The following is a 24,663-nucleotide window of genomic DNA, read 5'->3' as shown; positions in this document are numbered from 1 at the left end:
ATTCGGTACGTGGCCGCAAAAATGTTTGCCATGGTTGGCGCGGCAGTGTTTGCAGATTTAACTGTATTTATATACAGTTGAATTATGCAAAGCCCCTATTCATCCGCTCGCCCAGGGCGCCATGCCGAGTGCTTGCCGGACGAAGGGCAGGGCGAGCCCGTGCGTCTGCTTCAGCCCTTGCAGGCGCTCAAGGGCAGGGGCTCGGCCAGTTTCATCGCGCACCGTTTTGCCCGGGATGCCCGGGAGGCCTTCGACGACGGCTGGGAGGAGGCAGGCAGCGAAGAGGCGCTGGCAGCGCTGCAGACCACGCTGGAATGGGAGCAGGCCCGCTCGGCGCTGAGCCGCCATGATTCGCCCGACCTCCCCTTCCATTTCGGGCTCAATCCCTACAGGGGGTGCGAGCACGGCTGCATCTACTGCTACGCCCGGCCCACGCACAGCTACCTGGGCTATTCGCCGGGTCTGGATTTCGAGACCCGGCTGATCGCCAAGGAAAACCTGCCCCAGCTGCTGCGCACGGAACTCTCGCGCCCCAGCCATGTGGCGGAACCCGTCATGCTGGGTTCGGTCACCGACTGCTACCAGCCCATAGAGCGCGAGGTCGGGCTCACGCGCCGGCTGATCGAGGTGCTGGCCGAGGCGCGGCATCCGTTTTCCATCGTCACCAAGGGCAGCGGCGTCGAGCGCGACCTGGACCTGCTGGCGCCGCTGGCCAGGCAAGGGCTGGTGGCCGTGTATGTCACCATCACCACCTTGCAGCCCGAGCTGGCGCGCCGGCTGGAGCCGCGCGCGGCCGCGCCCCATCGGCGATTGCGCACCGTGCGAACGCTGGCCCAGGCCGGTATTCCCGTAGGCGTGAGTCTGGCGCCGCAGATCCCGTTCCTCAACGACGATATGGAACAGGTGCTGGCTGCCGCTGCCGAGGCCGGCGCGCGCCAGGCGTTCTACACCGTGCTGCGCCTGCCCTGGGAAGTGGCGCCGCTGTTCGAGCAGTGGCTGCAGCTGCACTATCCCGACCGCGCCGCACGCGTGATGGAGCGCGTACGCGATCTGCACGGCATGGACGCGCAGGACAGGGCGCAGGGCAGAAGCTACCAGAGCCGCTTCGGCCAGCGCATGAAAGGCACGGGCCTCTGGTCCGACATGCTGGCCCAGCGCTTTGCCCTGGCCTGCCGCCGGCTGGGCCTGAACCGGGAGCGCGTGCAGCTGGACTGCGGCCAGTACCATCCGTCGCTGCTGCAGGCCCAGCGCAGCCTGTTCTAGATCCTCGGATCGCCGACACGCTTCTGCAAGGCGTCCATGAACGAGCGAACCAGCAGGCTGTCGCCGCGTTCGCGCATGCAATACACATAAGTGGTGGTGCTGGCCGGATCGCCCGCGATGCGCACGGGGCGAAAGCGCGGGTCGGGCACGAACTCGGCCTCGCAGATCACGCCCAGGCCCAGGCCGCGTGCCACGGCCTCGCGTATCGCCTCGCGGCTGCCGATTTCCAGCGTGGTCACGGGCTGAACGCGGGCGGCCGCGAGCACGGCCTCCAGAGCCGAACGCGTGGTGGATCCCTGTTCGCGCAGGATCAGGGGCTGGCCATGCAACTCCTGCAGCGCCACGCTGGCACGGCGCGCGAACGGGTGGTCCACATGAGCGAACAGGATGATGGGATGGCAGGCATACTCGCGCGCCAGCAGCCCGGACTTGTCGTGCAGGCCGGCCAGCACGGCGACATCGGTGCTGTAGTTCTCCAGGTCCTGCAGCACCTGCTGGGAATTGCCCATGCGGATCGACAGCTTCATGCCCGGATGGCGGGCACGATAGGCGGCAACCATCTCGATCACATGGAACGGCCCCACGGCGCCGATCTGCAGCTCGCCCTGGTTGAGCTCGCCCGCGTCACGCAGGAAGAAGGCGACTTCCGATTCGAGGGATAGCAGCTTCTGCGCAAGTGGCAGCAGCCGGGTGCCCGCCTGGGTCAGCGACATGCGGTAGCCGCGGCGGTGGAACAGCTCCACGCGGCTTTGCTGCTCCAGCGCCGCGATCTGCGTGGAAACCGTGGGCTGGCTCAGGCCCAGTGCCCGCGCCCCTGCGCTCAGGCTGCCGTGGTGGGCCACGGCGACGAAGGCGCGGTAGCGGGAAGTGCTCATGCGGAAGAAAGACGGGAGGCCGCTGGCGGCATCTCAAGCCATGGACTATGGAAGCTGACGCAATCCATTGTGGATCTTTCACATGACAGAAATATGTCGTCCCTAGCATGGAGAACAGTGCATGGCGCATTGCACAGCGTCGCGGCAGCTATGGATAAATGAGCTGCCTGCGCTGGATGTGTGGGCGCCAGAGCATGATTCGACTGTTGAAACCTGTGGAGGGGCGCGTATCCAGGGCGCGGCTTTCCATGCAACCCATCCGCATTGCCATGACCTCGTTCGATACCACTCCCGCCCGCCTGTCACCCCTGCAAGCCGTCATCTTCGACTGGGCTGGCACGCTGGTGGACTTCGGCTCGCTGGCGCCCACGCAGATCTTCGTGGAGGCCTTTGCCACCTTCGGCATCACCATCACGCTGGCACAGGCGCGCGGACCCATGGGCCTGTCCAAGTGGGACCATATCCATCAGCTGCTGAAGGAAGAGAGCATTGCCGCGCAATGGCAGCAGGCCTTTGGCCGCGCGCCGGCCGATGCCGACGTGGACGCCATCTACGCGCGCTTCATGCCCATGCAGATCGCCAAGGTGGGCGAGTTTTCCGCACCCATTGCCGGTGCCGTGGAAACGCTGCAGTGGCTGCGCGCCAACGGCCTGAAAGTGGGATCGTGCTCCGGCTACCCGCGCGAAGTGCTGGACCAACTGCTGCCCCGGGCTGCGGCGGCAGGCATTGCGCCCGACCATGTGGTGGCCGGCGACGAACTGCCCGCCGGCGGACGTCCCGGTCCCTTCATGGCGCTGGCCAATGTGCTGGCGCTGGGCATTGGCGACGTGCGCGCCTGCGTGAAGGTGGACGACACCGTGCCCGGTATCGCGGAGGGCCGCAATGCCGGCATGTGGACCGTGGGCCTGAGCCTGTCGGGCAACGAGGTCGGCTATTCGCCCGAGGAATTCGCCAAGGCGCCGCAGCAGGAGGTCGAGGACCGCGTAGCCGCTGCCCAAGCCCGGTTGAAGAACGCCGGTGCGCACCATGTGGTGCGCAGCGTGGCCGAATTGCCCCGCGTGCTGGCGCAGATCGCGGCCGGCATGCGCGCGGGCCGCATGCCCGGATAGGCGGGGCAGCGGCCCGCGCGGGACCGGATTCCGTTCCTGGCGCCATGGTGTCCGTTGATGCTGCCGGTACCTCGTGCGCCTGGTGGTTTCGGCGCCATGGGGTGCAGGATATTTGCATTTGCCACACCGTGGGCGGGCTGCCCGGCCGCTAGCATGGGAGCCTGCCTGCCGGTGGCCGGCAGGCGTTTCATTCCAGAAGGACCCATCCCATGCTGCTGATCGTCGGAACCGTGCGCCTGCCCGCCGAAAACCTGGAGCGCGCCAGGCCTGCCATGCGGGCCATGGTGCAGGCCTCGCGTGCCGAGCCGGGCTGCCTGGAATACGGCTATGCCGAGGATGTGCTGGTGCCGGGCCTGATCCATGTGAAGGAGCTGTGGCAGGACCAGGCCGCGCTCGATGCGCATTTTGCTTCCGCCCATATCGCAGCCTGGCGTGCCGCCTGGCCCGGCCTGGGAATTGGCGAGCGTGATCTGCGCGTGTACGAAGTGGGCGCGCCGCGCAAGACCTGAGCGCCTAGGCGCCCGGGCCGCCGTCCTGTGCAAATTCGGCCAGTACCTGCAGCACGCTCTCCAAGGCCTTGCCAGGAGCGGGCGAATTCCGGTGCGCCACGGCCATGGGGCGCATCAGCGCGGGCTGCAGATGGCGTATCTGGACGTGGGGCGAATCCCGCAGCTCTTCCACCTCCTCCAGCGGCAGCAGGGCCGCGCTCTGGCTGGCCGCCGCCAGGCTCTTGAGCGCGCCGGGATAGGTCAGCGTCAAAAACGGGCGCGGGTGAAAGCCCGCCTGGCCGAACCAGGCCGAGATCAGCCCATGCATCTGCGTGGCCGGCGCGAACGAAGCCCAGCGGCGGCTGGCCAGCCATTCGGGTGTCACCCGCTGCGGCGCTTGCCACGATGAAGGCAGCAGTGCCACCATGGGGTCGTTGCGCCAGGGCGTGAGGCGGATTTCGGCGACGGCGGGTTGCGGGCTGGCGACGATGGCCATATCCAGCGTGCCGGCCTTCAGGCGCAGCATGGCATCGGCCGAGCCCACGGCTTCGAGCTTGACCTCGACCCCTGGGCTTTGCCGGCTCAGCGTCTCCAGCATCAGGGGCAGCAGCCGGGTGCTGACACCGGCCGAAACGCCCACGCGGACCCGGCCCTCGAGTCCGCTGGCGCAGCGGCGCACCCGCTCGATCAGATCGTCGCTGGCCGCCAGCAGCTTGCGGCCTTCCTGCACCAGGGCTTCGCCGGCCGGCGTCAGCTCGGCCTGGCGCCGGCCGCGCACCACCAGCTCGGCGTGCAGGCGCGACTCCAGCTCCTTGATATGCAGGCTGACGGTGGGCGGCGCCAGGTGCAGCGCCTGCGCGGCCGCGGCAAAAGTGCCGAGGTCCGCAATGGCGATCAGCGTCTGCAGCTGGTCGAGGTTCAGGTTGCGCATCAGGATTTATGAATTTGATGGTCAGTTAATTCAACTTTACAGATGTCTGGCCAGGCACGAGCATCGCCGTGCAATGTCCCATCCACTCCATTCCATCGAACCCCCTAGCTCCGCGCAAGTGCAGCAGCACAAAGGCCTTGTGGCCGCCGCATCGAAGAAAAAAGGCTGGCTGCTGCGCTGGCTGGAGCGGGCGGGAGATGCCCTTGAACGGGCCGAGCAGCGCATCACCGCCAGTTTCCGCGTGCCGCCCGGTGGCGGCTGAGCGTGGGTCTATCCCCGGCCCACGAAAGGCATCTTGGTCGCCATCACCGTATGGAACAGCACATTGGCCTCCAGCGGCAGATTGGCCATGTGGAGCACGGATTGCGCCACGATGCCGGTATCGATCAGGGGCTCTGCCGCAATCGTTCCATTGGCCTGGGGCACGCCTTTGGCCATGCGGTCGGCCAGTTCGGTGGAGGCGTTGCCGATGTCGATCTGGCCCACGGCGATGTTCCAGGCGCGTCCGTCCAGGGCGGCGGTCTTGGTCAGTCCCATCACCGCATGCTTGGTGGCGGTATAGGCTGCGGAATTGGGACGCGGCGCATGGGCCGAGATGCTGCCGTTGTTGATGATGCGGCCGCCCTGGGGCGTCTGGTCGCGCATCGCGCGAAAGGCTTGCTGCAGGCAATAGAACATGCCATTGAGATTGGTGTTGACCACGTCCTGCCAGTCCGACGGCGACCAGTCCAGGAAGGACCCAGGCGGATTGCCGCGCCCGGCATTGTTGAACAGCAAATCCAGCCGGCCGAAATGCTTCACCGTCCGGGCAAACAGCTGCTGCACGGCAGCAGGGTCGGTCACGTCGGTGGGGATGGGCAACAGGCGTGGCCCCGCGCTCCAGCGCTGCTCTGCGATATCCCGCACCTCGTCAAGCAACTGGCTGCGGCGGCCGGCCAGCGCCACGCACCAGCCGTCCTGCGCCAATGCCAGTGCCACGGCCTTGCCGATGCCCGAGCCGGCCCCGGTCACGATGGCTACTTTGGGGGTGTGCATGCGTTCTCCTTGGACTGCAATCGATGCAGGGCATTGTAGAAAGCAGCGCTCCGAAGCCATGTCGCGGACATCGATGCCGCAGCCGCGCAGCTGCATGGCCGGAGCAACCGGGTTGCAGGCATGCAAAAAACCGCCTCATGGCGGTTGCTCAGGCGGTCGTGGATGGCCGGTCAATGTGCTGTGACAGCGATCGGGTTTCCATGCGCAATGCCGCATCCCGTTTTGCCAGCGCCTGCACAAGATATTTGTCGAAGAGCGCCTATCCGTTGCAGTCTTTGGATTTCGCGCGAAGGGAAAACAGGGCCGCCGGCATAGCCGGCGGCATCCGATGCCCACGGCTTGAGAGAGCCCAAGCCGTGGGCATTCAATTACCGCTCCTGGCGGTTGCCTTCATTGCGGTTGCTGTTCTGGCCGCGGTTGGAGGATTGCTCCTGTTGACGCTGCTGCCCGCTTTCCTGCTTCTGCGAGCCGGCATTCTGCTGTTTTTCCTGTGCAGTGCTGTCTTGCTTCTTCTGGCTAGCATCATTGCGATTTTGCTGTGTCATGGTGAACTCCGAGAAAGATAAGCCGACAACAGTGTCGACACATGGCATGAGCAATCAGCGTTCCAGGCCGGCCGACCTCCATGCCGGAAATCGCGGTGCTTTCAGCGGAAAAAAATACAGCACTTTTTTCGCCGCTGCTCCATGAAAACCATCGACCGGAAATATCCCTGCAGCTGCGCAAGGAACGCAGGTTGCCGCGTTGCGCCCGTCTTGTCGAATTCTTTCGGTGAACGCATAAAAAGGAGCATTTATGCAAACCACGACTGCGGAAAACCGGACGGGCGAGCAAGCCTGCCTGGTGGGAACAAAGGCCATGGAAGAGGCGGTGCAGCAACTCAGTCCACCTTCCATCATCGATACGGCGCTGGCCGACCAGCTGCGGGAAACCTGCGCGATCGAAGCAGACCCCCTGGGCAGCATTCTGGCGCCCAGGGACGCCAGGGGGCTGCCGAAGCCGGGCCTGGAAAAGCGCAAGGGCAACGACCCCGAAACCTTCGTCGACAAGATGGGCGAGCGCATTGCCTTCGAGCGCGGCGGGGTGCGGCTTTACGACGCACTGATGGTCAAGTATCTGGCCATGGTGGAAAAGGGCATTCTTCTTCCCAATGCGGCCGAATGCCTGCAGTCGATGAAGGAGGAGAGCGCCGGCATCGATGCCGATGAAACAGCGCTGTCCACGATGCAGCGCATCCGCAGCGAGGAGCTGGCCCACTTCCAGATGCTGTGCGAGGCCGCCAAGGAGATGGGGGCCGATCCCAGCGCCCAGACACCCTGTGCAGATGCGACGGCAGTCGCGGCATTCGGGCTGGCCCAGGTGGTCAGCGATGCGCGCACTACGCTCGCGCAGGCCCTCAATGCCATGCTGACGGCGGAACTCACCGACAACGCGGGCTGGGAGCTGCTGATCCAGCTGGCCGAGCAGTCGGGCAAAAAAGAGCTTGCCGAGCGCTTTCGCCTTGCGCTGGGCGAAGAGGCAGAGCACCTGCGGATCGTCCGCGCCTGGCATTGCGCTCTGGTCACCATGGCGGACGGCGTTTGAGCGGCCCCTGCATCAACGGGAGAAGAATATGAGCATCAATCTCTTTCATGACAAGGGCCTGCCCCTGGAACGCCAGCGCATGAGCTGGAAAGACATGGTGGGCAAGCCCATCAGCAAGCTGGACGACGACGCCTTCACGCGGGTCAGGGTCATTCTGATGAACGGCCTGGAGCTGGACTCGCTGCGCACCAAGCAGGTGGCGCTGCGCTGCAATGCCAGGCTGCGCGAGCCTCTGGCCCAGCTCATGCGGGTCGAGCAGCATCAGGCCACCACCATCAACTGGCTGCTGGGCGCGGACCATTCGCCCATAGAGACCACCATCGGCTATGAGCAGACCGCCATCGAGGTGACCGCATCGGTGGCCAAGCTGGAACCCGATCCCTATCTGGCGCAAGGCTACCGTTATGCCCTGCTGGAGGACTTCGACCACCTCTACCGCTACAGCGCGCTGCTGGACCGCCTGGAAGGCAAGGACGCCAACAACATCACGCAAGGCTATACGGACATCGTGCCCGCGCGCGAGACCTGGTTCCACCACCGTGCGCCCGAACATGACCTGCTGCGGCCCTACGCAGCGGATGCGGCGCTGGCCACCAAGCTGCATGCGCTGACGCTCACGGGCGGCGAATACCAGACCCATGACTACTACATGAACATCGGGCCGATCTTCGCGGACCCGCTGGCGCGCCAGCTCTATGCCGAGATTGCGTCGGTGGAGTCGCAGCACATCACGCACTATGGCTCGATGATCAATCCCGGCGAATCGCCGCTGGAAAAGCTGCTCATCAGCGAAGCCTGCGAGGTCTGGAACTATGCCGGCTGCGCCAGCCAGGAAGGCAACCCCCGCGTGCGCGCGATCTGGGAGCGTTTTCTCGATTACGAACTCGGGCATTTCCAGATCGCCCTGAACCTGTTCAAGGAAATCGAGCGCCGAGACCCCGCGGAAGTATTGGGCAACGGATCGCTGCCTGAATTCATCCAGTTCGAAAGCCACCGGGACTTCGTGCGCAAGGTCATCGAGGAAGAAACCGAATTGCGGAAAAACGGCACGGAATTCACCATCGACGAAGGCAAGACCTCGTTCGACTACAGAAAGGCCGTCAATGCCGACGGTTCGCCGTCCCAGGCGGTGTCCGAGACCTATTCCTGGGCCAGCGGTACGGAGCTGATGCGCGTATCGCCCGAGGCAGCGCGCTGACGTCCGGGGCGCGTTGCAGGCAACGGCAGCAGGTCAGGGAGCGCGGAAGCATGGCGGTGCCATGCCTTCGGGAAACGGCGCCATGGCCTGTTTGCGCGCCGCCTGGCAAACGCATGGCTTCATGAGGCGGGCAATGGCAGATTCTTCGACGGCACGGCTCAGGCGCGCGGGATTTTTCCTCGGGTTTGCGCTGGGCGGGTTCTTCGACGGCATTTTGCTGCACCAGATCCTCCAGTGGCACCACCTGCTTTCCAATGTGGAGGGCGTGGACGACATGCGGCTGCAGATACTGGCCGACGGCCTTTTCCATGCCCTGATGTACCTGATTGCGGCGCTGGCGCTGGTCCAGCTCTGGAGGGCGCGCAAGGCCGCGCTGCAGCCGGGTGCCGGCCCTGCCCTTTGGGGGTGCGCCTGCATGGGCTTTGGCTCCTGGCATATTGCGGACGGCCTTTTGTCGCACTGGCTACTGGGCATTCATCGGATCAAGGTCGATTCGCCCACCCCTTTGGTCTGGGACCTGGCCTGGTTTGCCGTGTTCGGCCTGCTGCCTTTGGCCATCGGCTGGCGCATGGCGCGAAACCATGGCGGCCGCGGTGGAGAGGGAGGCGGTGGTGGAGAGGGAGGCGGTGGTGCGGCCGCGGCGGCCGTGCTGTCCCTTGCGGCGTTGCTGGCCGGCCTGTTGGCCGCCTTGCCGGCCGCAGGCGGTTCGACACAGGTGGCGGTGCTGTTTGCCCCGGGCGTCGGCAGCGGCCGGGCGTTCGACGCCCTGTCCCGGGTGGATGCCCGGGTACTGTGGGCGGACCGCTCGGGAAGCCTGTGGATCGTGGACATGGCCGATCCGGTCATCGCCTGGCAGCTGTACCGCCAGGGCGCGCTGCTGGTGGGCAACAGCGCGGTGGCGGCCGGGTGTTTCTCGTGGATCAAGGCGCCTGCAGACCGGCGCACCTGAACCTGGCGTCTTTTTATCCGGGGCGGCAATGCCGGCCGGACCGCGGCATCCCGGTTCGGAAGCCGTCAGCAAAACGCCAGCCCGGCTGACAGGGTGTTACAGCCGTGCCGCTCTTCGCTGATAGATTGTCCAGGCCTGTAATTTCACCGATAGCGAGATGAAGCCAAAAATCAACTTTATAGAGAGGGAGCGCCTGTTCAGGCGCGAGCTGAAGCGGCGCCGGGTGAAGTTCCTGCCCATGCAGGTGCTGCGCCGCCTCTTCAGGGAGGCGGGCATCTGAGCCGGGCTGGCCTTTGCCTCAGCCCTGCAGCTGCTGCGCATGCCAGCGCAGATGGTCGTCGACAAAGCTCTGGATGAAGTAGTAGCCGTGGTCGTAGCCCGCGTGGCGGCGCAGCGTGAGGGGCTGGCCGGCCTTTTGGCAGGCGGCCTCGAAGGCTTCGGGCAATAGCTGCTTTTCGATCAGGAACTTGTCGGCCAGGCCCTGGTCGACGAGGATGCCGGCGGGATACGGTGCCTGCTTTTGTGCCGCCATCAATTCACTGGCGTCGTGGCCGGCCCAGGCGGCCTTGTCCTCGCCCAGGTAGCCGGCGAAGGCCTTCCGGCCCCAGGGGCAGTTGACGGGGTTGGCGATGGGCGCAAAGGCCGAGAGGCTCTTGAACTGGCCCGGATGGCGCAGCGCCAGCGTGAGCGCGCCGTGGCCGCCCATGCTGTGGCCGAAGATGCCCAGGCGCTCCATGTCCACGGGCAGCCGGGCGCGGACCAGCGGCAGCAGGTCATTCAGGATGTAGCTTTCCATGCGCCAGTGCAGCGCCCAGGGTTTGGCCGTGGCGTCGAGGTAAAAGCCCGCGCCCACGCCGAAGTCCCAGGCGTCCGCCTCGCCGGGCAGTTTGGCACCGCGCGGGCTGGTGTCGGGGCAGAGGAGGGCGATGCCCAGCTCGGCTGCCAGGCGCTGGGCGCCGGCCTTGACCATGAAGGTTTCCTCGGTGCAGGTCAGGCCTGCCAGGTACAGCAGGGCAGGCACCTTTTCGCCTGCCACGGCCTTCGGCGGCAGGTAGACCGAGAACTTCATGGGCAGGCCGATCTCGCTGGAGAAGTGCTCGTAGTAGCGCTGCGCGCCGCCAAAGCAGGCGTGGGCGTTCTTGAGTTCCAGGGTGGGCTGGTCGGTCATGGATGCTCCAAAATCGGAAGCTGCAAGCGCTTTCCGAGCAAGCGCTTGCAAATTGTTTCTTAATGAAAATGGCGCCTGTCCGGCGCCATCAGCTCTCTTGTTGATAGCTTCGGATGCCGAAGAATCACGCTTGGGCGTAGTTCACCACGCTGCGGATGGACTTGCCTTCGTGCATCAGGTCAAAGGCCTCGTTGATGTCCTTCAGGCCCATGGTGTGGGTCACGAAGGGTGCGAGCTGGATGCGGCCGGCCATGGCGTCTTCCACCATGCCGGGCAGTTCGCTGCGGCCCTTGACGCCGCCGAAGGCCGTGCCCAGCCACTTGCGGCCGGTCACCAACTGGAATGGGCGGGTGCTGATCTCCTGGCCCGCGCCGGCCACGCCGATGATCACGCTCTGGCCCCAGCCGCGGTGCGCGCATTCCAGCGCAGCGCGCATGACGTTGACATTGCCTATGCACTCGAAGCTGTGGTCTACACCCCAGTCCGTCATCTCGACGATGACCTGCTGGATCGGCTTGTCGAAATCCTTGGGGTTCACGCAGTCGGTGGCGCCGAAGGTGCGGGCCAGGTCGAACTTGCCGGGGTTGGTGTCGATGGCGATGATGCGGCCGGCCTTGGCCAGCTTGGCGCCCTGGATCACGGCGAGACCAATGCCGCCCAGGCCGAACACGGCAACCGTGTCGCCTTCCTGCACCTTGGCGGTGTTCTTGACGGCGCCCAGGCCCGTGGTCACGCCGCAGCCCAGCAGGCAGACCTGCTCGGGGTTGGCGTCGGGGCTGATCTTGGCTAGCGAGACCTCGGCCACCACGGTGTACTCGCTGAAGGTGGAGCAACCCATGTAGTGGTAGACGGGCTGGCCGTTGTACGAGAAGCGCGTGGTGCCGTCGGGCATCACGCCCTTGCCCTGGGTGGCACGCACGGCCACGCACAAGTTGGTCTTGCCGCTCTTGCAGAACAGGCATTCGCCGCATTCGGCGGTGTACAGCGGGATCACGTGGTCGCCGGGCTTGACGCTGGTCACGCCTTCGCCGACCTCGACCACGATGCCCGCGCCTTCATGGCCCAGCACGGCGGGGAAGATGCCCTCGGGGTCATCGCCGCTCAGGGTGAAGGCGTCGGTATGGCACACGCCGGTGTGGGTGATCTTGACCAGCACTTCGCCCTTTTGGGGCGGTGCCACGTCGATCTCGACGATCTGCAGGGGTTCTCCGGCCTTGAAGGCCACGGCGGCGCGTGATTTCATGTGGGTCTTTCTGGATTTCTGGAAGAGGGGGCGAGGCCTGGCCTTCGCTTTGCGAAACCATGAATGTAGGCCAGGCGGGCGGTGAAAAGGGGCGGTTTGGCCGCTGCCCGAGGGGCTTTGGCCGAATATCGATGTAATTGAGTGCTTCGGCCATGGCCTGTGCTTCAGCCCCTGGCCATGTCGCCGGTCGGGGGCTGGTGCTGCGCACGGATCTGCGCGGCAGTTTCCCTGAACCACCGGGCAATGGCCACGTTCTGCTCGAACAGCGAATACCGGGTGCCGCCGCCGTAGTCGGGCATGTCGATCATGTCGGTGGTGATGTAGCGCAGCGGGCTGCCCGGCGTGCGGTAGTGGTGATGCAGCGCGCGCCGCACGATCTCCTTGCAGGGCTCGACGCGCCAGGCCGTCCAGGGGGCGTGCCACTGGCCCGGGGGCGGGCGCGTGAACGGGTACTGGCAGGCGCGGCCGTAGTGGCCGTTGTCGGTGAGCTGCCAGACGTTGCGCGGGCCGTTGGGCGAGACCGGGCGGATCTGCAGCCAGTGCACCATGTTCTGGGCGATCCAGTCGTCGATGAGGTTGCCGCTTTCGTAGGGGTCGATGACGACCTCGCCCGATTCGACCTGCGCGCGCATGCCGACCACATCCTGCTCCTCGGGGTTGTCCAGCTTGAGCAGCACATGGCTGTGGTCGAGCACGAACTGGAACGGCAGGCCTTGCGCGCGCACGCGCTGTGCAATCGGCGTGATGCGGCGCGGGTCTTCGCTCCACATATAGATGTGGTTCTCCATGCCGATCTCCATGCCTATGCGCTGGCCCAGTTCCCAGGCGTGCAGGGAGAAGGCCACGATGTCGTCGTCGGTGACCACGTGGCCGGCGGCGTGGCGCGTATAGAGCATGATGTTGTGGAACTCGGCGCCGGCCTCCTTGCACACGCGCAGGTTCTGCTCGAGCGCGGCTTCGTCGCGCCCCGCGGTGTACGACCACAGGCCGGTGCGCAGCGGCATGCCGTACTTGTTGGCCAGCCTTATGTATTCGCGCTCCTCGCCCGGCTGGGGCATGCGGTCGAAATGGTCGAAGACCTGGCTGTCGCGCAGCATCCTGAATTGGTCTTCGAGCGGCAGCGCCTCGCAGTGGCGTATGCCGCGGCCGTTGCAGCCCAGGGAAAAATCTTGCATGGATGGCCTTGTGTGTGGTTGGTGGTTGGTTGGGGAGTCAGGCGGCGGCCTGCTCGGCCTCTTGCGCTTGCTGGCGCGCGATCAGCCGGCGGATGCGCGCGGGTGCGTTGTCTATGCCCAGGCGCACGAACTCGCGCACGCCGGTGCGCTCCTGCTCGCGCTGCACCCGCGCGAGGAGGGCGGCGTCCTCGAGGAAGGTGTCGGTCATCAGCCGCGCCACCCGGGCGCCGGCCTCGGCGCTGTCCACGTGGTAGTTGCGCAGGTGCAGCCAGAAGTAGTGGGTGGTGGTCTCGGTCTCGGGCGTGAGGAAGTTGTACGAGAACGAGCGCAGGCCCGCGTCCATCTCGTGCTCGCTGTGCTCGCGGCCCGCGGCGATGCTGCCGAAATCCACGCAGGACACCGAGGGCAGGTGCAGGTGGTAGTACTGCCAGCGGTCCACCGGCCCCGCGAAGCTGCCCATGGCCTGGACCAGCGGCACGGGCTCGGAGTCGTTGACCCAGCGGTAGGCCAGCACGTGGTTGTCGCCTTGCTCGACCTTCACGCCCACATCCTCGGCCGCCGCGTTGCCTATGGTGTTCCTATGCACATAGGTGGTGTGCGCCGGATCGACCAGGTTGTCGGTGATGTTGAGGTAGTTGCAGGCAAAGTGCAGGTACTGCCCGTCCACCAGCGCCCAGCCGGGCTCGCCATGGCGGCGCACTTCGACGATGCGCGCGGCATCGGCCAGGGCCGGGTCGCCCATCCAGATCCAGACCGCCCCATAGCGCTCGGCCAGCGGAAAGGCGCGCGCGCAGGCCGACGGCGGAATGGCCGCCTGGCCGGGGATGCGCACGCACTGGCCGCTGCCGTTGAAGGTCATGCCGTGGTAGCCGCACTGCAGGTCGTCGCCTACCAGCGTGCCCAGGGACAGCGGCGCCAGCTTGTGCGGGCAGCGGTCGACGAGCACGGCGGGCGTGCCGTCCTCGCGGCGCCAGAACACGAGGTTCTCTCCGAGGATGGTGCGGGCGGTCAGCTGGCGGCCGATCTCGCGGCTCCACGCGGCCACGTACCACGCGTTCCTGACAAAGCTGCTCATGGGTGTCTCCTTCCGATTTTTGTGGGTGGGGCTCAAAGGTCTAGCGTGATGCTCGGGCTGCGGGCGCGCGAAACGCAGAGGCAGACCATGCCTTCGGCATGCTCCTCGTCGGACAGCGCGTAGTCGCGGTGCTCGATCTCGCCGTCCAGCATGCGTACCGCGCACACGCCGCATTCACCGCGCCGGCAGTCGAACAGGGGATCGCAGCCTGCGGCGATCAGGGCGTCGAGGATGGAGGTGCCGGCAGGCACCTCGAGCTGGCGGCCGCTGCGCGCCAGGTGCAGGGTGACGCCGCGGTCCGCCGCGGTGGCGGCGGGCGCCGCGAAAAGCTCGAAGTGGATGTGGCTGCGCGGCCAGCCCAGCCGCTGGGCCTGGTCCAGCGTAGCGTCGATCAGGGCGCGCGGGCCGCAGACATAGACATGGCGCGAGGCCTGCGGTGCGCCGAGCATGCTGGCCAGCTGCATGCCGCGCGAGGGATCGCCGCCGTCGAAATACAGATGGGCCTGGGCGCCGGCCACGGCTTCGATCTCGGTGCGATAGGGCATGAGCTCTTCGCTGCGGGCGCCGTAGTGCAGGGCATAGGGCCTGCCCGCCGCCTGCAACTGCCGGGCCATGGACAGAATGGGCGTGATGCCTATGCCGCCGGCGATCAGCAAGGCCTCATGCGGCTCGGCGTGCAGCGCGAAGTCGTTCTTCGGCGGATCGGCCGCAAGGCGGTCGCCCGCCGCCAGCTGGTGCATGAAGCGCGAGCCGCCGCGGCCGGTGGCTTCCAGCTTGACGGCAATCTCGTAGGTCCGGCCGTCGCTATCGCTGTTGACCAGCGAATAGCAGCGCGTGGGCTCGCCGCCGGCGCCCGGCGTGTGCACGCGGATATGGGCGCCGGCAGAAAAAGCGGGAAGTTGCCGGCCGTCCGGGCTGCGCAGGCGCAGGCGGCGCACTTCAGGCGTCAGCGCCTCGGCCGAAGCCAGCTCCAGCACCAGGGTGCCGGTCGTGGGGATGGGTGATTTAGAGGATGGCATGGGCCCATGCTAGGACCCGGTGCCGTTGTTGGAAATGGCTGAATTTGCACAGTCCCGTGGCCGAAAATGCAGCGGCTTGGCACGACGGAACTACCGCCGCTTTGGCCGCGTTTCCTGCGCGGCCAGGCGCTGGATGACCTGGCTTGCGCATTCGACGAAGGCCGCCGTGGCCGGCGGCAGGCTGCGCCCGCTGCGCACGTGGATGCCCAGCGTGCCCAGGATGGGAACGCCTTGCGCGGATTCCAGCGGCACGAACCTAGCGGCAGGTGTGGCGGCCGATGCCGTGGCTTCCAGCCCCAGCCGGGTCTGGAAGGCGATGCCGTGGCCCGCAGCGGCGAGCCGCTTCATCAGCTCGACCGAGGTGGCGCGCACCACGGCCCGGGGCGGCGCCGGCAGGGCGCCCAGCTCGCCCTGGATGAGGGCATACGAGGCCAGGTCCTCGGTGCCGAGGATGAAGGGCCAGGGCGTGCATTGCGCCAGCGTCACGCTGCGCCTGCGGGCCAGCGGATGCCCGGCGGCGACCAGCGCGCCCAGGCGAAAGCGCCCGCTGGCCGCATGCGCCACGTCTTCGTGCTGCGGCATGTCGAATGCCATGCCCACGTCCGCGCGGCCGCTGGCCACGTAGTCGGCGATGTGGCCCGAACTGGCGGAGCTGACCTGCAGCGAGATGCCCGGGTGGCGCTCCAGCATGGTGCCGATCACCTCGGGCAGCAGCGCGCCGTGCAGGCTCTCCACGCCCACCACATGCACCTTGCCGCGCTGCAGGCCGCGCAGCATGTCCAGCTCGTTCTCCAGCCATTCGGCATCCTGCAGCACATGGGTGGCGTGGCGGGCGAACAGCTCGCCGGCCGGCGTGAGCTGCAGGCCGCTGCCCAGGCGCTCGAACAGGGGCAAGCCCAGCTCCTGCTCCAGCTGTATCAGCTGGCGGTTGACGGCCGAGGCATCGATGAACAGCTGGCGCGCCGCGCCGCGTATCGAGCCGTTGCGGCGGATGGCGTCGAAATAAAGCAGGCCGCGGGCATGGATGTGCATGGAGGCTTATTGTGAGCGCTGCATGCCGTGGCGGCACGTATAGTCGGCGCAATCGCCTGCCTTTCCCGCCTGCCTGCCCGATGGAACACCGCCACGCCCACCCCCACCGCATCGATCTGGTCGTCTACCCCGGCTTCAAGTCGCTGGAGGCCATAGGGCCCATGTCGGTATTCGACTACGCCAATGTGCACCTGCGCGCACGCGGGCAGAGCGACGGCTACGAGGTGCGCATCACGGCCGCGCGCAAGGGCCTGGTGAAATCGGACACGCTGATGGCATTGGAGGCCACGCAGTCGCTGGCCGGGCTGCGCGAACAGGGCACGGGCTGCACGGTGATCGTGGTCGGCTCGCGCCATATCGAGCAGGTGCTGGGCGCCTCGCAGGAGCTGGTGCAGTGGCTGCAGGCCGTGGCGCCCTCGGTGGCGCGGCTGATCGCGCTGTGCTCGGGCAGCTTCTTCCTGGCCGAGGCCGGCCTGCTCGACGGCCGCCGCGCCGCCACGCACTGGAGCGTGGCCGGTGCGCTGGCCCAGCGCTACCCGCGCGTGCAGGTGGATGCCGACGCCATCTATGTGCATGACGAAGTCGTGGACGATGCTGGCACACGGCAGCTGTGGACCTCGGCCGGCGTGACGGCCGGCATCGACCTGGCGCTGGCCGTGGTGGAGCAGGACTTCGGCCACGCGCTGGCGCTGGAGGTGGCGCGCGACCTGGTCATGTACCTCAAGCGGCCCGGCGGCCAGTCCCAGTTCAGCGTGCCGCTGGCGGCACAGGCCACGCGGCACAGCGGCGTGCAGGCCGTGCAGCAGTGGGTGCTGGCGCACCTGGCCGAGCCGGTGACGCTGGCCCGGATGGCCGAGCAGGCGGCCATGAGCGAGCGGCACTTTCGCCGCGTCTTCCAGCAGGAGACGGGGCAGAGCCCTTCGGCCTTCGTGGAGCACGCGCGGCTCGAAGCCGCCAAGCAACTGCTGGAAAGCCGCGGCCACTGGCCGCTCAAGACCGTGGCTGCGCACGTGGGCCTGGGCTCGGAGCAGGCGCTGCGCCATCTGTTCGTGAAAAAGCTGGGCATCACGCCCGTGGCCTACCGCGAGCGCTTCGGGGATTGAGCTGCGCCGTTCATCTGCATCTCCGGAACAATGCCTCCCGCATCGCCCTGCGGCGGCCAGCGGTCCGCCGCGGCGCCTAGGGCGTCGTACGCTGCGAAGTGCGGTCGGAAAAAGCCTGAACGGCGCGCCCAAAGGCCTGCGCCTTCGGCTGGCCTCCCCAATGAATATTCACCTCTGTCCCCATTCCGATATGACCCACTTTCCGCTGGAAGAAGTCAGCTGTCTGCTACGCCAAAAGGCAAAAGAGCTGATCGTGCCAAGATGGCAGCAATTGAGGGATGAAGACATTCAGCTGAAGGCGCCAGGCGAATGGGTGACTGCGGTCGATCGAGAGGTCGAGGAGGAACTCACTTTCGGGCTGTGCCGGCTGGTTCCCGGATCGACGGTGATAGGCGAAGAGCAGTGCGCAACCAAGCCGCAACTGTTGGACGGCCTCGGCGAGGGCATTGTGTGGCTGCTTGATCCGGTGGATGGAACGCGGAATCTGGTCGACGGCATGGGACCTGTCTCTGTCATGGTGGCGCTGCTCAAGGAGGGCGAAACGCTGGCGAGCTGGATGCTCAATCCTTTGACGGATGTGATGTGCCGCGCGGTCAAGGGGGCAGGCGCCTGGGTCGATTCCCGGCGCGTCGCCATCGACACCCATGCCATACCGAAAGGGCAGGGCATTGTCCGAAAGCGCTTTTTGCCCGAAGCCGTCAAAGCAGCGCTCGAAAGCGCAGCGGGGAATTTTGTGCTGCAGCCTGGTAGCAACTGTGCAGGGGACGACTATCCCGGCATGGTGCTCGAAGACCATGAGTTTGCGCTTTACTGGCGGGCACTGCCGTGGGACCATGCGCCCGGTGCGTTGTTCATCAGCGAGGCGGGAGGCGTGGTTGCACGTCTTGATGGAACTCCCTACCAGCCAGGGCAGCAGATGAAGGGCCTGCTTGCTGCCCGCAGTCAGGCGATCTGGAACACGGTTCGGAGTTTGCTTCCTGACGTTTGTTCGCCTCCCTAGGGAGGCCCAGGCTCGCCTGTCCGCGAACGATGGCGAAGGGCCGCTGTCTGCGGGGGCGAAGCCGAATCTGTCGTGAAAGGCTTCTGATGTTCGGCGCCTGCCGCCGATAGCCTCTCGGGTCCATGCCAGTTCTGGGGCGCGCGCCCAACGGGCCGAGGCATCTGGAACAGCGAGCCCGTTGCCTGCGCATCGTTCCGCCACACCACGGCCTTGGGCGATCGGTCCGCACCCTTGCCGGGATGCCGGCATTCCAGCGTCGACAAGGAGTGCCATAGCGTCAGGCGCAAGGCCCAGCGGACGTTGTGCTGTTCAGTTCGAAACCTTCATCGAGCCAGCCGGTGACACCGCCGGCCATGATCTTCACGGGCCTGCCCAATCTCGCCAGGCGCAACGCCCCGCGTGCCGCACCGTTGCAGTGAGGGCCGGCGCAGTAGGTGACGAAAAGCGTCTCCTTCGGCCAGGCCGCCAGCTTGCTTTCCACGATCTTGCCGTGAGGCAGATTGATGGCTCCGGGCACATGGCCCTGGGCGAACAGCTGCGGGGAGCGTACGTCGATGAGCACGAAATCCGGGCCCTTGCGGAGTCCGTCATGCACATCCCAGCAATCGGTCTCGAAACTGAAGCCGGCCGCGAAATGGGATTCAGCGGCGGAAGGCCGGGCGGCAGGAATTGCGGTCACGTGGGTGCGGGAGGAATGCATGGCAAAAAGAATGTGTTTGTGGCAACGAAGCTGATCTTGCCGGGGGAGCGGCCGGGTCACAATTGGCGCATATGACATCTATCGACAAGATTACGCCAATCGCCGAAGCCACCTGCGGCCCGCTGGTTGTGGCCCCGGTCTACGACGGTCTGTGCACTTTCGAGTTCTCCATCGTGGCCGAAATCTTCGGATTGGCCCGGCCGGAGATGGGGCCGGGCTGGTACCGCTTCGCCAGCGCCGCGGTCGAGCCCGGCCTGCTGCGCGCCCATGGAGGCCTGCGGGTCATTGCCGACGGCCAGGCCGATTTGCTGGAGCGGGCCGACCTGATTGTGGTGGCCGGGTGGAAAGGCGCGCATGTACCCGTGCCCGGGGAGCTGGCGCTACGCCTGCGTCTGGCGTGGGAGCGCGGCGCCCGCCTGGCGTCGATCTGCTCCGGGGCCTTCGTGCTGGCTGCCACGGGTTTGCTGGACGGACGGCGGGCTGCCACGCACTGGCGCTACGCCGAGACGCTGAGCCAGCGGCACCCCGCGATCGAGGTCGATGCCAGCGTGCTCTATGTCGAGGAGGACCGTATCCTGACTTCGGCGGGAAGTGCCGCCGGCATAGACCTGATGCTGCATCTCGTACGCAGCGATTTCGGCGTGGAAGCCGCCAACAGCGTTGCCCGGCGTCTGGTGATGCCACCCCATCGCAGCGGCGGCCAGGCCCAGTTCATCGAGCGCCCCGTGCAGCCGGATCGACTCAACCGGCTATCGGACGTGCTGGAGCAGATGCGGGCGGATCTTCAAGGCGACTGGACGGTCGATCGCATGGCGCAGAGCGTGCTGATGAGCCCCAGAACCTTTCTGCGCCGTTTCATCGCGGCGACAGGCGTTCCGCCGGGGCAATGGCTGATCGCCGAACGCGTGGCGGAGGCCCGGCGCCTGCTTGAGAGCAGCGCAATGCCGGTCGAGGACATCGCGGCGCGTGCGGGATTCGGCAGTGTCCAGGTACTGAGACATCACTTTCGCGCCAAACTGGGCTTGTCCCCTCGGGACTATCGCGCTACGTTCGGCGCTGTACGGGCGAACGCCAGCGGAACCTCGGCCCGGCCTGGAGGATGATGTTCCTGGACCGGCAGCAGCCGGTCCGGATCGTCGGCCTGCTGCGGCCCGTCATTCCTGCCTTGCTGTGCGCCGCTCTGGATGCCGTGGGCGGCCTGCGCCAGATCTGCCGGGGCGCTGACCGCATAGCCAGAACCTTTTCCTCCGCCACGCAGCCCTCCACCTCGTCATTGATGAGTCCCGGCACGGGCAGGCAAGTGTGCGTACCGCCCCGGCTGGGGCGCCCGCCCATGGCTGCTCTCTCAGGCGGCAATGGTCTGGCCGCCTCCCCTGGGCTGCGTTCTTTGCTGCCCGATCCGGAAGCTGCCGGGCATGAGCATGCTGGGCAACAGGCGGGTTTCCCGCTCACGAGCTAGCGTTTCACCTCAAGGGAAAGCACCAAGAAAAAGTACGGCTTTCTTTCTTGAGTTGGTTATGAAAAATAACCAAAATCCACTGCTAGGTTGATTATGAGAAATAACGAAAAACGTGCCAGAAGAAAGCAGCTCATGACAAGTACAGACATCCGGTTCCGGCCATTTCCTGACCGGCAAAAGTTTTCGCCCGGCCCGAACCAGGGCGCGTCAGGTCGAATGCCGCGATAGCTTCCGGCAGAGATCTTCTCCATAGGTTTTCCGACACACGCTTTAACTGTGCCCGATGGCACGGCAGGGAGGTGCTGCGCCTGAAAAAAACATCCATCACTCCACGACATGAGACGGGAGCTGCCTCTTCGCGCACTGCGGCGCGGCAGCCTTCCACATACGGTCCGCCCACAGGTTTCAAGCACAACAAAAGGAGACATCGTGTACATGCATCGCCGCAATTTCATTCACGCATCAGGCTGCGCTGCCGTTGCTGGATGGCTAGCCCCTTCAATGGTCCTGGCCCAGACACTGGAGCAAGTCAAAGTCCTCTATGGTTTTCCGGCCGGCAGCGCCGGAGATAGCGTTGCGCGCCGGGTCGCGGAAAAGCTGGGAGGCACGTCCTATACCAAGAATCCTGGCTACGTCGAAAACAAGCCCGGCGCAGGCGGGCGCATTGCGGTGGAGACGCTGAAAAACTCTGCCCCCGACGGCTCCGTGCTGGCGCTCGCCCCCGTCTCGGCGTTCTCGGTCTACCCGCACATCTATCCCAAGCTCACCTACAAGCCCGAGGACGCGGTCCCGGTGTCTATCGGCGCCATCATGATCCACGGCCTGGCAGTGGGACCCATGGTGCCGCCGGAAGTCAGGACCCTGAAGGATTTCCTGGCATGGGCCAAAGCCAATCCCGGCAAGGCCAGCTATGGCTCCCCCGGTTCGGGGTCGCTGCCGCACCTGCTCGGCGCGCTGCTGGGCTTGCGGGCCAATGTGGAGCTCAAGCACGTGCCCTATCGCGGCGTGGTTCCCAGCATCACCGACCTGGTGGGTGGGCAGGTCGCTGCCACCGTGAACCCGAGCGGGGACTATCTGCAATACGTGAAAAACGGCCGCCTTCGCGTATTGGCCACATCAGGGAAACGGCGCTCTCCGTTCCTGCCCGATGTCCCAACGTTCACGGAACTGGGCTATCCCGATGTCACGGCGGAAGAATGGTTTGGGTTCTACGCCCCCGCCAAGGCCACGGCGGCCACGGTCGCCAGCGCCAACGCCGCGATTACCGCAGCGCTGAAGGACAAGTCGGTCATCGACTCCCTGGCCGTCACCGGCCTTGTGGCCCACGGCAGCACGCCTCAGGAGATGGCGGCCGATCAGAAGGCCGAATACGAGCGCTGGGGGCCTCTGGTCAGGCAAATCGGCTTCACGGCCGAGTCCTGAACCGCCACCGGCAGGTATTTCGGTAGGCCAGGAACGGCAATCGGCGGTCGGCCGACATTCCGGGGCCGGCGATTGCAGCATTCGCCGCTGGCGGCTGTCCCGTTGCATGGCAACGGTTTATTGCCACCGGGCGGCAGGGCGCGCGGCTGTTTTGCGCACTGCCGCCTGCCTGTACCCAATGAAGCCGCAAGAGAGGAGTGCGTCACCACGAATACCACCGCATGAAGACTTCCTGAAATCCAAAAATTCATAACGGAGACAAAGTTGTTTAAAAAAATAGCAAGCACCATTGCATTGATGGGCCTGGGAGGGCTCGCACAGGCTCAGTCATCTGTCCAGATCTACGGGATCATGGATACGGCTGTTGAAACCATGAACAACGTGGGCGCGAGCAAGTCCAGCCTCACGCGCATGCCCAATCTGTCGGGCAGCGTTCCTTCGCGCCTGGGTTTTCGCGGACGCGAGGATCTGGGCGGCGGATTGAGCGCCGCCTTCACGCTGGAAATGGGGATCGGCCCCGATACCGGTGCGTTCAACCAGGGCGGCCGCGGCTTTGGCCGGCAGTCTTTCATCAGCCTCAACGGCTCCTGGGGCTCGCTGGGCCTGGGCCGCCAATACACCATGCTGTTCTGGTCCGTGCTCGATGCCGATGTGATCGGCCCCAGCCTGCACAGCATGGCCAGCCTGGACAACTACTTCCCCAATGCACGTGCCGACAATGCCATCTCCTACAAGGGGACGTTCTCGGGCCTGACGGTGGGCGCAACCTATAGCTTCGGCCGCGATGCCGTCAATGCCGGACCCAGCCCGGCCGGCACCAACTGCGCGGGCGAAAGCAGCACGGATGCCAAGACCTGCCGCGAGTGGTCGGCCATGCTCAAGTACGATGCGGCCTCCTGGGGCGCGGCGCTGGCGCATGACGAACTGCGTGGCGGCCCGGGTGCGTTCGCCGGTCTGACCAGCAGCGACAAGGTTGACAAACGTACCATGCTCAACGGCTACGTCAGGCTCGGCGGCGCAAAGATCGGCGGTGGCTACATGCGCCGCAAGAATGATGGCTACGCCGCCTCGCCACGCAACGACCTGTGGTTTTTGGGAGTCACCTACCCGATGGGCCCGTGGACGCTGGATGCCCAGTACAACCAGCTCAAGTACAAGGACAACGCGGACAAGGGGCAGATGGTGGTTCTGCGCGGGACCTACAACCTGTCCAAGCGCACAGCGGCATACGCTTCGCTGGGTTACATGAAGAACAGCGGCAACGCGGCTTTCGGCGCCAGCAGCGCCCAGGCGGGAGGGACTCCGATGCCCGGTGTCAACCAGACAGGCTTTGGAGTGGGCTTGCGCCATACGTTCTGACACCGGCGCCAATACGGCGAGCGCGGGCAGCCTGGTGGCCCGTCTCGCCTGTTGCGGGGGCGCCGGCTTTCCGGCGCCTCTCTTGTGCAGAGGCATCGTCATGGGATATACGGTGCAGCGCGCTGGCGCCGCCATCGGAGCAGGCTGCTGCGCCATGCGTTGCAGGCATTCATCGCCAAAGCCCGAATGGCCGCAACGGATTTCGGGATGCTGAAAGCCAGGCAGATCCAGGGCACAACGGCCTGCCAGGCGCCATGGCCGCCCATGGTGCGTGGATCGCATGCAGCTGCTCTTGCGGCACACTGGGGCGATGACTGCCGCCAAATCCGCCACCGCACCCGACACCGCCCCGATGTTGTTCAGGAGCGCCAAGGCTTTCGAGGCCTGGCTGAAGAAGCATCACGCCACGTCCGGCGGCCTGTGGCTCAAGATCGCCAAGCGGGGCGCCGCTGAGCCCAGCGTCAGCTATCCCGAGGCGGTGGAGATCGCGCTCTGCTGGGGCTGGATCGACGGCCAGAAGAAAGGCCTGGACGAGCAGCACTTTCTGCAGCGCTTCACGCCGCGGCGTGCGCGCAGCATCTGGTCGAAGATCAATGTCGACAAGGCCGAGGCGCTCATTGCGGCAGGCCGCATGCAGGCGCCGGGGCTCGCGCAGGTCGACGCCGCCAAGGCCGACGGGCGCTGGGCCCGGGCCTACGACGGCGCGCGCACCTCCACGGTGCCCGGGGACCTGACGGCGGCGCTGGAGGCCGAGCCCCGGGCCAAGGCCTTTTTTGCAGCGCTCAATGCGTCCAATCGCTATGCGGTGCTGTGGCGCATCCAGACGGCCGTGAAAGCCGAGACGCGTGCCAGGCGTATCGCCCAGTTGGTGCAGATGCTCGCGCGCGGCGAAGCCATCCATCTCTTCAAGCCCCGGGACAAGGGCTGACGGCCGGGTGGCAGGATCAATGGGGGGCCTCGGACCCCGGGCCGCGAAGAGCCGCTGCGAAAGGCCGGCTCAGAGCAGCGGACTTTTGAAAAAATCCAGTGCGGCCTTGGCGCTGGCGAAATTGCGCTCGATCTGTGCCTGCTGTTCCGGGGTGGCGGCCATCTTGATGCCGAGATCCAGCGGGGCCTTCGAACTCTTTGATTCGCCGGCCGGGCGGGCGGCCACCGCATCGCTGCCCGCCGCCTGCTGGGGAGGCGGCGCAGCTGCGAGCAGCCGGGTCAGATCCAGCGCGGGATTGAGCTGCCACAGGCAGGACACATAGGTGGCCATGGCCACGGCCGGATCGCCGCGCTCTATGCGCGCCATGGTGGGCTGGGAAATGCCCAGCCTGGCGGCCCACTGCGCCTGGGTCTCGCCCCGGCTCTTGCGTTGCTGGACGATGCGCTGTGCCAGTTGCTCGATCTGCGCAAGAATGGCGGGCGGAAACTCTGCGGGACTGGTGTTCTGACGGGGCATGGCGCCAATGGTAGTGGCGCGGCAATGCGGCA

At 66.1% G+C, this 24,663-nt stretch carries 26 protein-coding genes; 15 read left to right on the top strand and 11 right to left on the bottom strand.

All coding sequences use genetic code 11. The annotated features are described in order from the left end of the window. The first annotated feature begins 159 nt into the window (after positions 1 to 159). Positions 160 to 1,263 carry a PA0069 family radical SAM protein gene (locus V8Z74_RS18170; RefSeq protein ID WP_349710510.1) on the top strand — a complete coding sequence of 368 codons (1,104 nt, stop codon included), beginning with the start codon at positions 160 to 162 and terminating at the stop codon, positions 1,261 to 1,263. On the opposite strand, the gene V8Z74_RS18165 is transcribed toward V8Z74_RS18170, so the two are convergent. Next, positions 1,260 to 2,138: a LysR substrate-binding domain-containing protein gene (locus V8Z74_RS18165; protein WP_349710508.1), complete on the bottom strand. Its 879-nt coding sequence runs from the start codon at positions 2,136 to 2,138 to the stop codon at positions 1,260 to 1,262. The genes V8Z74_RS18170 and V8Z74_RS18165 overlap by 4 nt on opposite strands. A gap of 248 nt (positions 2,139 to 2,386) precedes the next feature. On the opposite strand from V8Z74_RS18165, the gene phnX reads away from it, so the two are divergent. Further along, positions 2,387 to 3,247: a phosphonoacetaldehyde hydrolase gene (gene phnX / locus V8Z74_RS18160; protein ID WP_349710507.1), complete on the top strand. Its 861-nt coding sequence runs from the start codon at positions 2,387 to 2,389 to the stop codon at positions 3,245 to 3,247. A gap of 209 nt (positions 3,248 to 3,456) precedes the next feature. Continuing rightward, positions 3,457 to 3,756: a putative quinol monooxygenase gene (locus tag V8Z74_RS18155; RefSeq protein ID WP_349710505.1), complete on the top strand. Its 300-nt coding sequence runs from the start codon at positions 3,457 to 3,459 to the stop codon at positions 3,754 to 3,756. A 4-nt stretch (positions 3,757 to 3,760) separates the two neighbouring features. Here V8Z74_RS18155 and V8Z74_RS18150 read toward each other — a convergent pair whose 3' ends face one another. Beyond that, the gene (locus tag V8Z74_RS18150) at positions 3,761 to 4,666 is read right to left on the bottom strand and encodes a LysR family transcriptional regulator (RefSeq protein WP_349710503.1); all 906 of its coding nucleotides are present in this window, start codon (positions 4,664 to 4,666) and stop codon (positions 3,761 to 3,763) included. Positions 4,667 to 4,739: 73 nt separating this feature from the next. Between V8Z74_RS18150 and V8Z74_RS18145 the strand changes: the two genes are divergently transcribed. Further along, positions 4,740 to 4,928, top strand: a complete 189-nt coding sequence (locus V8Z74_RS18145) for a hypothetical protein (RefSeq protein WP_349710502.1) — start codon at positions 4,740 to 4,742, stop codon at positions 4,926 to 4,928. Positions 4,929 to 4,936: 8 nt separating this feature from the next. Here the strand turns inward: V8Z74_RS18145 and V8Z74_RS18140 are convergent, their stop codons facing one another. Then, positions 4,937 to 5,701, bottom strand: a complete 765-nt coding sequence (locus V8Z74_RS18140) for an SDR family oxidoreductase (protein ID WP_349710500.1) — start codon at positions 5,699 to 5,701, stop codon at positions 4,937 to 4,939. 137 nt (positions 5,702 to 5,838) lie between these two features. On the opposite strand from V8Z74_RS18140, the gene V8Z74_RS18135 reads away from it, so the two are divergent. From V8Z74_RS18135 to V8Z74_RS18115, 5 genes are all read left to right on the top strand, one after another. Continuing rightward, positions 5,839 to 6,267 carry a hypothetical protein gene (locus V8Z74_RS18135; protein ID WP_349710498.1) on the top strand — a complete coding sequence of 143 codons (429 nt, stop codon included), beginning with the start codon at positions 5,839 to 5,841 and terminating at the stop codon, positions 6,265 to 6,267. A gap of 229 nt (positions 6,268 to 6,496) precedes the next feature. Beyond that, on the top strand, positions 6,497 to 7,285 hold the full coding sequence (locus V8Z74_RS18130; RefSeq protein ID WP_349710496.1) for a ferritin-like domain-containing protein: 789 nt from the start codon (positions 6,497 to 6,499) through the stop codon (positions 7,283 to 7,285). Positions 7,286 to 7,313: 28 nt separating this feature from the next. Continuing rightward, the gene (locus V8Z74_RS18125; RefSeq protein ID WP_349710495.1) at positions 7,314 to 8,483 is read left to right on the top strand and encodes a hypothetical protein; all 1,170 of its coding nucleotides are present in this window, start codon (positions 7,314 to 7,316) and stop codon (positions 8,481 to 8,483) included. Between the two features lie 133 nt (positions 8,484 to 8,616). Continuing rightward, entirely contained in the window at positions 8,617 to 9,432 is an 816-nt protein-coding gene (locus V8Z74_RS18120; RefSeq protein WP_349710494.1) for a DUF2243 domain-containing protein, read from the top strand. A gap of 157 nt (positions 9,433 to 9,589) precedes the next feature. Further along, positions 9,590 to 9,712, top strand: coding sequence for a hypothetical protein (locus V8Z74_RS18115; protein ID WP_281178783.1), 123 nt, complete (start codon positions 9,590 to 9,592; stop codon positions 9,710 to 9,712). Positions 9,713 to 9,730: 18 nt separating this feature from the next. On the opposite strand, the gene fghA is transcribed toward V8Z74_RS18115, so the two are convergent. From fghA to V8Z74_RS18085, 6 genes are all read right to left on the bottom strand, one after another. Then, positions 9,731 to 10,600: an S-formylglutathione hydrolase gene (fghA, locus tag V8Z74_RS18110; protein WP_349710493.1), complete on the bottom strand. Its 870-nt coding sequence runs from the start codon at positions 10,598 to 10,600 to the stop codon at positions 9,731 to 9,733. Between the two features lie 124 nt (positions 10,601 to 10,724). After that, on the bottom strand, positions 10,725 to 11,843 hold the full coding sequence (locus tag V8Z74_RS18105; protein ID WP_349710492.1) for an S-(hydroxymethyl)glutathione dehydrogenase/class III alcohol dehydrogenase: 1,119 nt from the start codon (positions 11,841 to 11,843) through the stop codon (positions 10,725 to 10,727). 164 nt (positions 11,844 to 12,007) lie between these two features. After that, positions 12,008 to 13,018, bottom strand: a complete 1,011-nt coding sequence (locus tag V8Z74_RS18100) for a xylose isomerase (protein WP_349710491.1) — start codon at positions 13,016 to 13,018, stop codon at positions 12,008 to 12,010. 37 nt (positions 13,019 to 13,055) lie between these two features. After that, complete coding sequence (locus tag V8Z74_RS18095; RefSeq protein WP_349710490.1) at positions 13,056 to 14,093, bottom strand: aromatic ring-hydroxylating dioxygenase subunit alpha; 1,038 nt, start codon at positions 14,091 to 14,093, stop codon at positions 13,056 to 13,058. Positions 14,094 to 14,125: 32 nt separating this feature from the next. After that, positions 14,126 to 15,112, bottom strand: coding sequence for a PDR/VanB family oxidoreductase (locus tag V8Z74_RS18090; RefSeq protein ID WP_349710489.1), 987 nt, complete (start codon positions 15,110 to 15,112; stop codon positions 14,126 to 14,128). 90 nt (positions 15,113 to 15,202) lie between these two features. Then, positions 15,203 to 16,144, bottom strand: coding sequence for a LysR family transcriptional regulator (locus V8Z74_RS18085; protein WP_349710488.1), 942 nt, complete (start codon positions 16,142 to 16,144; stop codon positions 15,203 to 15,205). Between the two features lie 80 nt (positions 16,145 to 16,224). On the opposite strand from V8Z74_RS18085, the gene V8Z74_RS18080 reads away from it, so the two are divergent. Together V8Z74_RS18080 and V8Z74_RS18075 are read left to right on the top strand one after the other, a co-directional pair. Next, positions 16,225 to 17,247, top strand: a complete 1,023-nt coding sequence (locus V8Z74_RS18080) for a GlxA family transcriptional regulator (protein ID WP_349710487.1) — start codon at positions 16,225 to 16,227, stop codon at positions 17,245 to 17,247. Positions 17,248 to 17,407: 160 nt separating this feature from the next. Continuing rightward, positions 17,408 to 18,247, top strand: a complete 840-nt coding sequence (locus V8Z74_RS18075) for an inositol monophosphatase family protein (protein ID WP_349710484.1) — start codon at positions 17,408 to 17,410, stop codon at positions 18,245 to 18,247. A 277-nt stretch (positions 18,248 to 18,524) separates the two neighbouring features. Here the strand turns inward: V8Z74_RS18075 and V8Z74_RS18070 are convergent, their stop codons facing one another. After that, entirely contained in the window at positions 18,525 to 18,947 is a 423-nt protein-coding gene (locus tag V8Z74_RS18070) for a rhodanese-like domain-containing protein (protein ID WP_349710483.1), read from the bottom strand. A gap of 71 nt (positions 18,948 to 19,018) precedes the next feature. Between V8Z74_RS18070 and ftrA the strand changes: the two genes are divergently transcribed. The 4 genes from ftrA to V8Z74_RS18050 all read left to right on the top strand — a co-directional run bounded on the left by ftrA (position 19,019) and on the right by V8Z74_RS18050 (position 24,115). Beyond that, positions 19,019 to 20,050: a transcriptional regulator FtrA gene (ftrA, locus tag V8Z74_RS18065; protein ID WP_349710481.1), complete on the top strand. Its 1,032-nt coding sequence runs from the start codon at positions 19,019 to 19,021 to the stop codon at positions 20,048 to 20,050. Positions 20,051 to 20,841: 791 nt separating this feature from the next. Further along, positions 20,842 to 21,828 carry a tripartite tricarboxylate transporter substrate-binding protein gene (locus tag V8Z74_RS18060; protein ID WP_502879578.1) on the top strand — a complete coding sequence of 329 codons (987 nt, stop codon included), beginning with the start codon at positions 20,842 to 20,844 and terminating at the stop codon, positions 21,826 to 21,828. A 264-nt stretch (positions 21,829 to 22,092) separates the two neighbouring features. Beyond that, positions 22,093 to 23,187, top strand: coding sequence for a porin (locus V8Z74_RS18055; protein ID WP_349710479.1), 1,095 nt, complete (start codon positions 22,093 to 22,095; stop codon positions 23,185 to 23,187). Positions 23,188 to 23,497: 310 nt separating this feature from the next. Continuing rightward, positions 23,498 to 24,115: a YdeI/OmpD-associated family protein gene (locus V8Z74_RS18050; protein WP_349710478.1), complete on the top strand. Its 618-nt coding sequence runs from the start codon at positions 23,498 to 23,500 to the stop codon at positions 24,113 to 24,115. Positions 24,116 to 24,184: 69 nt separating this feature from the next. On the opposite strand, the gene V8Z74_RS18045 is transcribed toward V8Z74_RS18050, so the two are convergent. Further along, on the bottom strand, positions 24,185 to 24,631 hold the full coding sequence (locus V8Z74_RS18045) for a helix-turn-helix domain-containing protein (protein WP_349710476.1): 447 nt from the start codon (positions 24,629 to 24,631) through the stop codon (positions 24,185 to 24,187). Positions 24,632 to 24,663: the final 32 nt, after the last annotated feature.

It is taken from the genome of Comamonas sp. w2-DMI (genome assembly GCF_040187735.1).
Lineage (GTDB): Bacteria > Pseudomonadota > Gammaproteobacteria > Burkholderiales > Burkholderiaceae_C > Comamonas > Comamonas terrae.
This window is presented reverse-complemented; position numbering and strand designations above follow the sequence as displayed.